Below are 12553 nucleotides of genomic sequence, written 5' to 3' on the forward strand. Positions count from 1 at the left end.
GATGACAAATCAAATAGCACTTATCATAATCGATGTACAAAAGGCATTTCAATTACCTGATTGGGGTGAGAGAAATAATATTTTTGCTGAAGAAAACATGAGAATTTTGTTAGAAGAATGGAGAAAAAGGAAACGACCAGTTTTTCATATTCAACATGTAAATAAAGAAAATGCTCAGTCAATGTTTTATGAGAGAGCGGAAACGGTAAACTTTAAAGAAGAAGTGCAACCACTACTTGGTGAAGTGGTTATTCAGAAATTCGTTAACAGCGCGTTCATTGGGACAAATTTAGAAGAGCAATTAAGAAAGAACAAATGTAATGCAGTAGTGGTTGTAGGATTAACGACAAATCATTGCGTGGAAACTACGACACGAATGGCAGGGAATTTAGGATTTACAACATATTTAGTGAGTGATGCAACGGCTACTTTTAACCGTATAGGTTTAGATGGTAAAGAGTATAGTGCAGAAGATATTCACAATATGACACTTGTAAATTTACATGAAGAGTTTGCTACGATTGTGACGACAAAAGAAGTGTTAAAATTATTTTAAGAAAATAATTGCGAATTATGTAGAAAAAAATAAGAATATTTCGTATAATCTAAGTACAATCATTTTGAAAATAGGGGTGGCATCATATGGAGCAAATTTCAGTAAAGAAATTAGAAGAGGTACTTGTTGTAGCAGGGGATGATAAACAGAAGCAAAAGGAATTTTATGAATTGCTCTTATCTACTGAGTTTTATGTTGCTGGTTCACTAGAAGCAGAGGACGGGGCAACAGAAGGAATACTTCGTTTGCGTCATTTCCAAGGAGAAGGTAGATGGATCGTTCCGTTCTTTACACAAATGGAATTTGTAAAAGATGTGTTGCCAGAAGGAACGCCCCTTATTACGATACGTGGGAAAGAGTTATTTGGTAGCATTGAGAAAGATGCTACAGCTGTATTAAATGTTGGCACTGATATAAGTAAAACATTTATTCCAGAAGAAATTGCAGATATCGCATCTGGACGAATTTTTAATTATTATAAGTAAAAGGAAAAGCGTAATCGCTTTTCCTTTTACTTTTTAATTTGAATATGAAGTGGCTATACCAGAAGAAATAGAGACTGTTTTATTATTCGTGTTTATTGTCGCTGTAGCTCCAAGTGGAATACCGATGTTTGGACTTATATGTCCAATTGGTAAATCGAATAGGACAGGTATATGATATGGCGCGAAATATTCATATAATATTGTTTGCAATGATTGAGATGGCTTTGAAGGAGTGCAGTCGTGACAACTTGTGAAAATAACGCCCCTGCATTCATTAAACTTTCCAGATAAAAGTAGCTGATTTAACATACGGTCAATGCGGTACGGTTCTTCACCAATGTCTTCAAGTAATAAAAGTGTATTGTCCGTATTTATCTCGTAGGGCGAACCAATTATACTTGTTAACACAGCTAAATTTCCTCCAACTAACGTACTTGTAACTGTACTGTGAGAGCTAGGTACGATACATTCTGATGCAGATAAAATGGTTGAATACGGATGGAATAGCTGATTAAAAGAGGATAAAGATAGGGAATCAATACCTTTTCCTAGTTCTTCAATCATCGGACCATGAAATGTTATAAGCTTTGCATAACGTGAAAAAGCAGTATGTAAAGCTGTAATGTCGCTATATCCCCAAAAGATTTTTTGATTCTGCCTAATAACTTCATATTGAATGTGAGGAAGAAGACGAGCACTTCCATAACCACCTCGTGCACAAAAAATTGCCTTCACTTCATTATTTGTAAATGCTTCATGTATATCGTCAAGCCGAACTTGATCACTTCCGGCTAAAAATCCATATTTCTCGTAAACACTCTTCCCGATTATTACGGATAACCCCATCTCTTGTAATACATTCACACCTTTTAATACATTTTCGATTGTAGGTGGACCAGATGGTGCAATAATCATTACTGTATCACCTTGTTTTAATGCATTTGGATAAATCATTAAGCTCAGCCTCCTTCTCTTTCAATATATTCGCTTCATTTGAGGTCCAACCCTTGCAAAAGCAGGGGAAAGCTTATCAAATAAAGAAGATATAAAGGAAATAGGAGGGAAAATGATGTTTACAAGTCGAGTAACAGACATATTAAAAATTGAGTATCCCGTCGTTCAAGCCGGTATGGCAGGCACGATTACGACGCCAGAACTTGTTGCAGCAGTAAGTAATAGCGGAGGATTAGGGACGCTTGGAGCGGGCTATATGAGCCCAGAACAAATTCGTGAAGCGATTTATAGAATAAGAGAACTAACAGATAAGCCTTTCGGTGTTAATTTACTTGTAACGAAAGAGATACAAATAGAAGAAGAGAAGATAAATGAGGCGAAAGTATTACTAAGTGGAGTGAATAGAGAATTAGGTATAGAAGTAGAGGGGACGTTAAAGCTTCCAAAAAGCTATAAGGAACAATTACAAGTGCTATTAGATGAAAAAGTACCGGTCGTTAGTTTTGCATTTCAAACGTTAGAAAAAGAAGAAATAAATGCTTTAAAAAGAAGTGGAATAAAAGTTATCGGAACAGCTACCCATGTGAAGGAAGCGAAAGTACTTGCTGAGCTAGGAGTAGATATTATTATCGGACAAGGTAGCGAAGCAGGAGGGCATAGAGGAACGTTTATTGGGAAAGAACGAGATGCTATGATTGGTACTTTTGCGTTAGTACCTCAGTTAGTAGAAGCTGCTCCGCATATCCCAATTGTCGCAGCAGGTGGTGTAATGAACGGACAAGGGCTTGTTGCGGCATTGGCACTAGGAGCAGAAGGTGTTCAAATGGGATCGGCCTTTTTAACAAGTGAAGAGAGTGTTACGCACGATGTGTATAAAGAAGCGGTTTTACATAGTACAGATACGAGCACAACGGTAACTCGTGCGTTTTCCGGGAAATATGCACGGGGTATCCGGAATGAATTTATAGAGAGACATGAAGGAAAAGAAGAAGGGCTTCCGATGTATCCAGTGCAAAACGTATTAACTTCTAAAATACGCCAAGAGGCAGCGAAGCAAAATAAGGAAGAATATATGTCACTTTGGGCAGGACAGGCAGCATCGTTGGCACGAATCGAATCAGCTCAGCATGTAGTGGAGCGAGTTATGAAAGAAGCGGGGAATGCAATCGAGCAATTACAAAATATATACAAAAAGACCACTTGAGTAATTCAAGCGGTCTTTTCATTAGTTTGCTTTATAAAATTGTTGGATGGCTTCGTCGATGTAAACCCAGCCTTTCCAACCTAAGTGCATATGATCTTTTAAGAAGTATTTATCGTATTCATGATTTGAGAAGTCGGCAATTGGATAACCAGCTTTTTCAATTTGCTCATGAACTTTCTTATAGTATGCTTCGCGGCGTTCTTTCGGGAAGCCAGCGTAGTCGTACCAAGGACCTTTTACAGGAACAGAAATGAAGAGTGGTTTTGCACCAGATTGTTTTAATAAATCAAGTACAATTTGTAAATCTTCATATTCTGGCGATTGGTCATAAGAATCATTTTTTAAGTAACCTTCACGTTGCTTTAATTTTTTCTTAATTTTGCTATTGAAATAATCATCTTCAATACCGTATTCATTAGATCCAGATTCTACTGCACCTGTTTGATCCGCATGTTTACGAGCCTCTTCCCAGTTCATTTGTTTTAATGAAGGATCAAGCTTTTCTTTGTGCGGTTTAATATTAAACATAGCTGTAAATAAATCTTTACGATCTAAAATGTTACGATAAATATAAGCGAAAGGTTTAGCAGCAAGTGCTTTTACTTTATACTTCGTATCATCATAAGCGATACCTTCAAGCGAAATTTTTAATAAAGTTTCTTTTTTTACAATCTCAAAGTTTAATAAACGCTTTGCAATTTGTTTTTTCATTTCAGGTTTTAAATCATTGTTGAAAATGAAGTGGTAACCTTGTTGTTTTGAAAAGTTAGGTGCAAAGTGCGTCTCGTCAATACCTTGTGGTACAAACCATTGCGGAGAAAGAACGAATACCATTTTCTTATCTTTCAATTGATCCATTGTAGATGCGAAGTTTAACACATGTACAAGGTCTTGTGTTCCGCCGCGTCCAAGAAGGAATGGCGTAAATCCTTCAGGCTTTACTTTAAAATAATTAGATGGATGGAAAGCATCCATACGTGCGAATTCCGATGAACCGTACATCGGAAGATATTTTGGATCTGCTAACATCTTTTGCTGTAAAATCATACTTTGAATTTTTTCTTCTTTTAAAGAAGTAGCAGCTTGTTCTACTTTTTCATCACTTAAAAGTGGAAGTAGAAAGCGCGTTGGAATAAGTAAGAATACAGCAAAAAGGGCCAATGCTAAAAGCATCGGACCAAATTTTGCTTTGTTCATCGGATTTCTTCCAACTTTTTAATAACCATGTTTGGTGTAGCCCACTCGTCACGGTCAAAATCAGAAATAGAAACTTCAATATCTAAACGCTCTTGGAATTCAACTAATAAAGATACTACAGCGAAAGAATCAAGGATACCTTCTTCAAATAATTGAACATCTAAGTTTTCTTTCACAATATCGTTTTCACATACTTCTTCTAAAATATCTAATACTTGCTCTTTGAATTCTGCCATTTTTAAAATCTCCTTTATATCCGAAATATATTATATGTGCAACTTCTTAATGGAATAAGAAGGGTGCATTAAAAGTATCTGTTAAGGTGTCCAGAGAAGATTAGGAAACCGAAACATACAACGTGGAACGTAATTACAATCGCAAGGATGCGTGTGAATTTATTGTTGGGCCAAAACTTATGCTTCTTGTTTTTTCGTTCGAAAATATCGAATAAAATAAACAGTGCGGCATGATATAGACCATAAATAACATACTGCGCAACAGCGCTTCCTTGGATATGCCAAATTCCCATAATGAAAAAGTTTAAAAATGCACCGATATACGAAATTGTGTAACGGTTCTTAATTAACTTTTTCTTCGTTGCAAAAAAGACGAAACGCATGTAAATAAAATCACGGAACCAGAATGATAAACTCATGTGCCAGCGGTTCCAGAAGTCTTTAATATTACGACTAAGGAATGGCTTATTAAAGTTTTCTGGCGTTTTAATTCCCATCATATAACTTACACCAATTACAAAAGAGCTATAACCAGCAAAATCAAAGAATAGATATAAGCTATAGCTATACATGTAAATCATATTTGAAAAGATTGTATCGTGTTGAGCGAATGCTGGATCCATACAATATTGCTTTATTAAGTAAGCAATAATAAATTTATACAAGAAACCTTGGAAAATACGATTTAGTCCTGTATATAGTAAATTTTGATATTCTTCAGCGCTAGGTGGCTTTTGAATATCTTTTTGGAATCTTCGGTAACGATCGATAGGTCCTGTTGAAATCGCAGGGAAGAATAAAACGAATTCCCAGAAGTTAAAGAAAGAAAGCTCTTTAATTAAACCATCACGAACTTCAAATACCATTTGAACTGCTCTGAATGTTACGTAAGATATACCTAGAAAAACAACAAGTTTTAACTCAGGTAATAACGATGCAAATGGTGCGATTTTTGCCAAAATAAGAGGCAAAATCGATAAAATAACAGCTATGCAAAATGTGAATGTACTATTATTTTGTTTTCTTAAAATTAAATAGCCTTTAATAAGGACATATTGCCAAATAATAAATGCAGCTAACATCATTGCTTGCTTTGGTTTATCTGAGAAGATAATAGCAAGCATGACTAATGTTAAAACGGCATTATATTTACGCAACATTTTACCTTTTAATCCAGCTATGATAGTAGGTATTAATAAAATGCCCACTATAGCGAAAAAATAAAATGATCCATATGCGGTCATGCTGTAACCTCACTCAATAATTTTTTGCGATCTACCTTTCCATTTGGTGTCATTGGAATAGAAGATTGATACATGAATTTACGTGGAATCATGTAGTTTGGTAATCGCTCATTGAGTTCTTTTTTGATTGCAGATGTTAATTTGAATTCTTTTTCAAACGAATGTTCTCCAGGAACAACAACCGCTAATAAATAATCGTATTTCTCACCTTTTTTAATTGGAACGATAACTGCACCTTCTACGTAAGAACACGCACGAAGGTGATGCTCAATTTCTTCTAATTCCATTCGATAACCATGCAGCTTAATTTGGAAATCAAGACGACCATTATAGAATAGAAGACCATTTTCAACATAGCCAGCATCGCCTGTTTTATAGGCGCGCTCACCGTCAATCATAGTAAATGCTTTTTCTGTTAATTCAGGGCTTCCTAAATATCCAACGCTTACGCTTGGACCGACAATTACGATTTCGCCTTTTTCACCATCAGGTGCAATCGTACCATCTTCTTTCATAATAAGAAGGCGACAGTCTGATTTACAGTAGCCAACTGGAAGTGATTTGTATTGATCAAGTACTTCTTCTGTCACGTGAATACCTGTTACAGCGACAGTAGCTTCTGTTGGACCGTACGTATTCATAATTGTTGCATTTGGGAAACGCTCAATTAATTTTCTAGCTACTTCATTTGGTAACACTTCACCGCAGAATAAGAATGTTTTCATGTTTGGTAGCATATTCTCAGAGAAAGATGCTTCCATTAAACACATCTCTGCGAAAGAAGGTGTGGAAGTCCATACTTGTATATCCGATTGCTCTAAAGAAGCAAACAAGTCTTTTGGACGCGCAATCATATCTTTATCGATTGCCCAAAGCGTACCACCTGTTACTAATGATGGGTAAATATCCATAACAGATAAATCGAATGAGAAAGGTGCTTGGTTTAAGAATACTTGCCCTGTTTGTAAGTTGAAATCTTCTACAGCCCATTTTGTAAAGCTAACAAGGCAGTTATAAGTAATCTGAACCCCTTTCGGATTACCTGTGCTTCCTGATGTGTAAATAATGTAGAAGTTCTCATCACCTTTTACCGCATGTTCAGGATTTGGAGTGTTCCCTTTATGAGTAAAGAAAATATCTTTTAAGTTGTCTTCACTTACGATGCGAACTGGTAAATCAGTTACAGTTACTGCTGTTGCCGATAAAAGTAATTTCGCACCAGAATTTTCAGCAATACGTTGTACACGATCAGCTGGGATAGATAAATCTACAGGAATGTAAGCATGTCCAGCTTTTACACATCCTAAAAAGTTAATAATCATTTCAGGTTGCATATGGCCATACACCATAATTGGTGAACGATCGTCTGGATACTCAGAAGAAATCCAATGTGCTAACGCATCAGAATCTTCCTTTAATTGTTTGTACGTAATTTTCGCATCTCGCCAAACAAAAGCGGTTTGATCAGGCGTTTCTGCAGCCCACTTTTCAATTTGTTCTAATAACTTCATAACGTTCCCACCCTAGAATTCATTGTAAATAAATGTACTTGTGTTTGTATCATGGAATCCATACAACCAAAGTAATGCAAATAAAATTGCAAGATAATAAACCGTCTTTGCAACCCATTGTGTGAGTGGTCGAGACCATATCTCTTTTAATCTTTCCATGTCTTTCCCTCTCTTAATGAAATAATAGCTCTTTGTAGGTATCATGTCCTACATTATTGTGAAAAAAACAAAATCCCACATTTTAGGTAAAAATAAGTCAAAAGGCTCTTTTCTGATATTAGCACTAAATACTAAAAAAGAAAATCCCTAACTTAGCAATTATATTACATTCAGCATGAATTTGTAATGGGTTTGACATGTAAATAGAAAGTGGATTGTGTGAATACATAAAAGTGGACTATAAGAATACGTAAAAATGCAGTATTTGTTTTTATTAATCATTTAAGACGGAGTAAAATTTAAAATTTCTAGTTCTTTTGAAAAGGAGGAAATTATCATGAATAGAGTGTGGAAGAGTCTAATTTCGGAAGAAAATATCGTGAAATGGAGAAGGCATTTTCATAAGTATCCGGAATTATCATTTCATGAAAAAGAAACTTCGCAATTTATATATGATACATTATGCTCATTTTCTTCTTTTGAAGTAACGAGACCGACGAAGTATAGTGTACTAGCAATCAAAAGGGGGGTGAAGCAAGGGAAAGTAATTGCGATTCGAGCTGATATAGATGCTTTGCCAATTCAAGAGGAGACAAGTAAATCTTATACATCTGTGAATAAAGGAATGATGCATGCATGTGGGCACGATGCTCACGCAGCTATATTATTAAGTACTGCAGAGGTGCTTAATAATATGAAGGAAGAGTTTGTAGGAGAAATTCGTCTATTCTTTCAGCATGCAGAAGAAGTATACCCTGGTGGTGGACAAGAAATGGTCGAGGCGGGTGTTATGGACGGTGTTGATTATGTAATAGGTTTACATGTTATGTCTGGCTTGGAAAGTGGGAATGTAGGAATTGTATATGGACCGATGATGGCAGCACCAGACGTATTTACAGTTGAGATCCAAGGCAAAGGAGGGCATGCGGCGCGGCCAGAAGAAACGATAGATCCTATCGCTATCGGAGCGCAGATTATTACAAATCTACAACATATCGTATCTAGAAATACAAGTGCTTTCATGCAAAGAGTCCTTTCAGTTACGCAGTTTCATGGGGGAGTGGCTGACAATATTATTCCTAGTACAGCAACTTTAATGGGAACTGTTCGTTCATTTAATCAAGCATTGAGGGTGGAAGCAGAAGGGAAAATCGAAAAAATTGTGAAAGGAATTACAGAAGCACATGGAGGATCGTATACATATACGTATCGATATGGATATGATCCGGTTATTAATGATGAATATATTACGAAAATAGTAGAAGAAAGTGCACTACATTTGTTTGGGAATGAGCGTGTTGTGAAGCTTGAACCTTCTATGGGTGGGGAAGATTTTTCAGCATATTTAAGAAAAGCGCCCGGTTGTTTCATTAAATTAGGAACAGGTAATGAAAATATATATACTTGTTATCCACATCATCATCCGAAATTTGACGTGGATGAATCAGCATTAATTTGTGGAGTGGAGCTATTCTTAGAGACTACTATAAGATTACTAAAATCATAGAAAAACAAAAAAAGGCAACTGCGCTCTATCGCAGTTGCTTTTATTTCTTTCCGTCAGAGAGGGCTGAGAAAGAACTATGCTCATTTATAGTATATGAATAGCTAACGGACAAGCTTGTACATTTTAATCATTTTTTTAAAAATAGTTGTTGACATTGATAATCAATGTCAATTAATCTAAATATAGTTGAAATTGATAATTATTATCAATAGGATGGATGCGACATGTTAATGAGAAAAAAATTTCACCTTCTACGGAGGGGATTAAAAGATAAAAATAAAGATGTTGATCAGCATATGGAATGGCAACGAAATGTAATTCGGTCTGAATATGTAGATGAGAAGAAGAGCATTCAAACAGAAAAAGAGATACAAAGTAAAGGGAGAGGTTCAGTTGAGTAAGTTAGTAATGATTTTTGCAAGTATGAGTGGAAATACAGAGGAAATGGCTGACCATATTGCCGGCGTAATTCGTGAAACAGAAAATGAAATTGAAGTTATTGATATTATGGATTCACCAGAAGCTTCTATATTGGAACAGTATGATGGAATTATTTTAGGTGCATACACATGGGGAGATGGTGATCTTCCTGATGATTTCTTAGATTTTTATGATGCAATGGATTCTATTGATTTAACTGGGAAAAAAGCGGCAGTATTCGGATCATGTGATTCGGCTTATCCGAAATACGGAGTGGCGGTTGATATTTTAATAGAAAAGCTACAAGAGCGCGGAGCAGCAGTTGTGTTAGAAGGACTAAAAGTAGAATTAACGCCAGAAGATGAAGATGTAGAAAAATGTTTACAGTTTGGAGCTGAATTTGTAAAACACCTTTCTTAATGGCAGAAGGGAGCTGAAGAGCAAGTGCATGAGAAAATCTCAATCAAAACGATGACAGATTATCATTTGTATGATTTTATGCGGTGTCCGCATAAATTTTATTTTCGTCATATAAAAAGAAGAGAACCTTCTTCATTTGAATGGCAACAAATAGCGCAAATGATTGTGAATCAAATTATTAACGAGTATTACACGCTACCTGCGGGTCAACAAACGAAGATTGTACTTTTAATATTAATAGAAAAGTATTGGAAAAAAGTAAGGATTAATATGTTTGCTTCGAAGACGGAGTACTATATTGTATTAGCGAAGCTAACGGATCACTTATTACAGTTTGTTGAAAGGGATGATAGTCAGACACCACCATTGTTTTTATACGAGAAGTTTCAAACATATATGGAAGAGTTAGGTGTCCACATGTCATTGACATTTGAAGTTGGTGAGTGGAATGCTGAGTCGTTTGTAATTAAAAAGTATGTTGTCGATGCGGATGAGGAAATGCTTGCTCTTTGTCAGAAGCTAATGACAGTATTCAGTTATAAAGCTTTCGGCGTTCTTCCAGGAAAAATTGAAGTTATTAATTTAATAGAAGGAACTAAGTATGAGTACATTCCGAAACAGGAAGATATTATAACTGGAATGGCTGATTTATCTAGAATGAAAGAAATGTTACAGCAACCTGAGCACTATACAGAGCGTCATTTTCGTTCTGAGTGTATAAGTTGTGCGTTTCGTAGTGAATGCCAAGGGGAAGAAGTAAAGAAAGAAGCGAAACAGAAGAAAAATATAGTTCATTAAAGGATGCAACTTTGCATCCTTTTTTGTTATTGACATGAAAAGCTTTTCATCATTTACGGTATATTTGTAGCAGATTTTAATAAAGTGAAACTTTAATCAGTGGGGGTCAATCGGGCTACCGGCAAATAGCGGGATAAAGGGAGGAATAATCAATGAAAGATGAAACGAAAGTATTTCAATGGTTAAAAGAACAAAATGCTCCTTTTGAAATTCAACTGCAAATCTTACAGGCATTTCAATTGTATAAAGTTATTGTTGAAATGGATAAAAAGTTAATGATGTATGAGGAGAGAGTATATAGGGAGAGAATGTAATCTCATCCCTGTAATATCGTTTTTAGTTGTTCTGTACTTGTAATGAATTCGAGTTCATTCTCTGATTCAAAGTTATAAATAATATTATGTAGTAAAGGACTATATTGATAAAAGGTAGTAATGCGGTGAATGAGTAATGGATCATGATGAGAAATAAGTGTACTGTACTGTTCATATACAGATGTAGTAAACTCATGTCCGAAATCATAATATAGTCCTGCAAAATCAAAAGCAGGATCGCCAATTTGCGCATCACCAAAATCGATAACACCTGAAATGCGTTTGTTCTGCTTGTTAAATAAAATGTGATGATGTGTAAAATCAGCGTGAATGATTGTATTTTGAAATTTAGATGTAGCTAGACAGGCAAAGAAATTCTCGAATAAACGATTTAAGGCTGATTTCTGGAACGAAGTAAGATTGTTAGTAACATACTGATTTAATTTAGTTTGTAGCTCTTTCCAGTAGGTAAGTGTTTTTTCAATAGGGAATCCTAACGCTGTAACACTTTTTAGAGGAATACTATGTAGAGCAGCAAGGAAAGTTGCTAATTGTGTAATAAGTGCTTTTCGTTCTTGTTTTTCTAGTGTAGTAACTATTTCTGTTTTTAAAGGTTTACCATGAATGAGAGTATAGTAACTACAAAGCGGAATAGCATCAGTCTCCTTTTTATAGAATAGGTGATACTTTGGAACTTTAATTTCATGTAGTGAACAAGAGAGAAGTGTGCATAGTTCTTTTTCTAACGGAATTCGCATTGCATATTCATGTTTTCGCGGGAAACGAAACAGTAGCTCATCATTTACTATAATTGCTACATTATCCCAACCTTCTTCATTTTGTTTATATGAATGTATAGAAAGATTAGGCAAAGCTTCTTTTATATAATGTTTGTAAGAGTCCATAATTGTTCCTCGTTTCTGAGTTAAGTTATTCATACTTTATGATATCAGAATTTTCTTTCTATATGTTAAAATATAGCTATCATTATGAAGAAGGGCGGGAGTATTACGAAAAAAAGACTGTTAATCATTTCTCTATGTATCGCTTTTGTATTGTTTTGGTCATATAAAGAGGAGGTTTTTGCTACCTTTAAACCGATTGATCAGTACGAGTTAAATAAGGAATTAAAGAACAAAAGTATAGAAAATTTAACTCATAATGAAATGAAAAAGGTAGGAGAGCATTTTGTGACCGAGCAACTATCCGTGTTTGAGTTTAATAATAAAGAAGATGTGAAACGAAAAGGTGAAGAACTATTTTTAAATAGAGGGTATGAACAATTAATAGAAAATTATTATCCCAATCGTTTTCAAGATTTAGAGTATAAATTTACAAACGAGGAGATACGTGAAGAGACAGATGAGAGTTTTCTCTATCAAGCTGTAGCGTACGTTGCGGGTACTGAAAATGGTAAGAGAAGCGAAATGAAATTGAATTATGAAGTGAAAATTGTAAAGGTTAATAATATATTTATGGTGCTAGAACAAAAGCAGCGCGTACAATAAAGGAAATTCATTGCTCAATAGATCATTTGGGGGTGTACTA

The 12553-nt window shown here is 35.3% G+C and carries 16 protein-coding genes; 9 read left to right on the top strand and 7 right to left on the bottom strand.

Annotated features, from left to right (window positions below; genetic code table 11):
* Position 1: 1 nt before the first annotated feature.
* Positions 2 to 556: a cysteine hydrolase family protein gene (locus AC3EMB_RS07170; protein WP_000184436.1), complete on the top strand. Its 555-nt coding sequence runs from the start codon at positions 2 to 4 to the stop codon at positions 554 to 556.
* A gap of 86 nt (positions 557 to 642) precedes the next feature.
* On the top strand, positions 643 to 1041 hold the full coding sequence (locus tag AC3EMB_RS07175) for an SseB family protein (protein ID WP_000435265.1): 399 nt from the start codon (positions 643 to 645) through the stop codon (positions 1039 to 1041).
* A 33-nt stretch (positions 1042 to 1074) separates the two neighbouring features.
* Here AC3EMB_RS07175 and AC3EMB_RS07180 read toward each other — a convergent pair whose 3' ends face one another.
* Positions 1075 to 1995, bottom strand: coding sequence for a S66 peptidase family protein (locus AC3EMB_RS07180; RefSeq protein WP_098680115.1), 921 nt, complete (start codon positions 1993 to 1995; stop codon positions 1075 to 1077).
* A gap of 115 nt (positions 1996 to 2110) precedes the next feature.
* Between AC3EMB_RS07180 and AC3EMB_RS07185 the strand changes: the two genes are divergently transcribed.
* Positions 2111 to 3199, top strand: coding sequence for an NAD(P)H-dependent flavin oxidoreductase (locus AC3EMB_RS07185; protein WP_488517599.1), 1089 nt, complete (start codon positions 2111 to 2113; stop codon positions 3197 to 3199).
* A 21-nt stretch (positions 3200 to 3220) separates the two neighbouring features.
* Here AC3EMB_RS07185 and dltD read toward each other — a convergent pair whose 3' ends face one another.
* From dltD to AC3EMB_RS07210, 5 genes are all read right to left on the bottom strand, one after another.
* Positions 3221 to 4396: a D-alanyl-lipoteichoic acid biosynthesis protein DltD gene (gene dltD, locus AC3EMB_RS07190; RefSeq protein WP_089170676.1), complete on the bottom strand. Its 1176-nt coding sequence runs from the start codon at positions 4394 to 4396 to the stop codon at positions 3221 to 3223.
* Entirely contained in the window at positions 4393 to 4632 is a 240-nt protein-coding gene (gene dltC / locus AC3EMB_RS07195) for a D-alanine--poly(phosphoribitol) ligase subunit DltC (protein ID WP_000807310.1), read from the bottom strand. The genes dltD and dltC overlap by 4 nt, the downstream gene beginning before the upstream one ends.
* A 68-nt stretch (positions 4633 to 4700) precedes the next feature.
* Positions 4701 to 5876 carry a D-alanyl-lipoteichoic acid biosynthesis protein DltB gene (gene dltB / locus AC3EMB_RS07200; RefSeq protein WP_089170677.1) on the bottom strand — a complete coding sequence of 392 codons (1176 nt, stop codon included), beginning with the start codon at positions 5874 to 5876 and terminating at the stop codon, positions 4701 to 4703.
* Positions 5873 to 7387: a D-alanine--poly(phosphoribitol) ligase subunit DltA gene (dltA, locus tag AC3EMB_RS07205; RefSeq protein WP_053564928.1), complete on the bottom strand. Its 1515-nt coding sequence runs from the start codon at positions 7385 to 7387 to the stop codon at positions 5873 to 5875. Before dltA ends, dltB begins: the two co-directional genes overlap by 4 nt.
* A 12-nt stretch (positions 7388 to 7399) precedes the next feature.
* Positions 7400 to 7546, bottom strand: coding sequence for a teichoic acid D-Ala incorporation-associated protein DltX (locus AC3EMB_RS07210; protein ID WP_000440293.1), 147 nt, complete (start codon positions 7544 to 7546; stop codon positions 7400 to 7402).
* A gap of 337 nt (positions 7547 to 7883) precedes the next feature.
* On the opposite strand from AC3EMB_RS07210, the gene AC3EMB_RS07215 reads away from it, so the two are divergent.
* From AC3EMB_RS07215 to AC3EMB_RS07235, 5 genes are all read left to right on the top strand, one after another.
* A complete protein-coding gene (locus AC3EMB_RS07215) occupies positions 7884 to 9053 on the top strand; it encodes an amidohydrolase (protein ID WP_053564927.1) in 1170 nt (389 codons plus the stop codon).
* Between the two features lie 224 nt (positions 9054 to 9277).
* On the top strand, positions 9278 to 9454 hold the full coding sequence (locus AC3EMB_RS07220; protein ID WP_000929009.1) for a hypothetical protein: 177 nt from the start codon (positions 9278 to 9280) through the stop codon (positions 9452 to 9454).
* Complete coding sequence (locus AC3EMB_RS07225) at positions 9447 to 9893, top strand: flavodoxin (RefSeq protein ID WP_000041153.1); 447 nt, start codon at positions 9447 to 9449, stop codon at positions 9891 to 9893. The genes AC3EMB_RS07220 and AC3EMB_RS07225 overlap by 8 nt, the downstream gene beginning before the upstream one ends.
* A 24-nt stretch (positions 9894 to 9917) precedes the next feature.
* Positions 9918 to 10691: a hypothetical protein gene (locus tag AC3EMB_RS07230; RefSeq protein WP_000544579.1), complete on the top strand. Its 774-nt coding sequence runs from the start codon at positions 9918 to 9920 to the stop codon at positions 10689 to 10691.
* 152 nt (positions 10692 to 10843) lie between these two features.
* Positions 10844 to 11005 (top strand): hypothetical protein, encoded by a 162-nt coding sequence (locus tag AC3EMB_RS07235; protein ID WP_000651086.1) that lies wholly within the window; start codon positions 10844 to 10846, stop codon positions 11003 to 11005.
* Positions 11006 to 11007: 2 nt separating this feature from the next.
* On the opposite strand, the gene AC3EMB_RS07240 is transcribed toward AC3EMB_RS07235, so the two are convergent.
* Positions 11008 to 11910, bottom strand: a complete 903-nt coding sequence (locus AC3EMB_RS07240) for an aminoglycoside phosphotransferase family protein (protein WP_366986910.1) — start codon at positions 11908 to 11910, stop codon at positions 11008 to 11010.
* An 84-nt stretch (positions 11911 to 11994) separates the two neighbouring features.
* Here AC3EMB_RS07240 and AC3EMB_RS07245 point away from each other — a divergent pair, with 84 nt between their 5' ends.
* Positions 11995 to 12513 (top strand): hypothetical protein, encoded by a 519-nt coding sequence (locus AC3EMB_RS07245; RefSeq protein ID WP_029441798.1) that lies wholly within the window; start codon positions 11995 to 11997, stop codon positions 12511 to 12513.
* The last annotated feature ends 40 nt before the right edge of the window (positions 12514 to 12553 follow it).

Source organism: Bacillus sp. LQ16 (assembly GCF_057784645.1).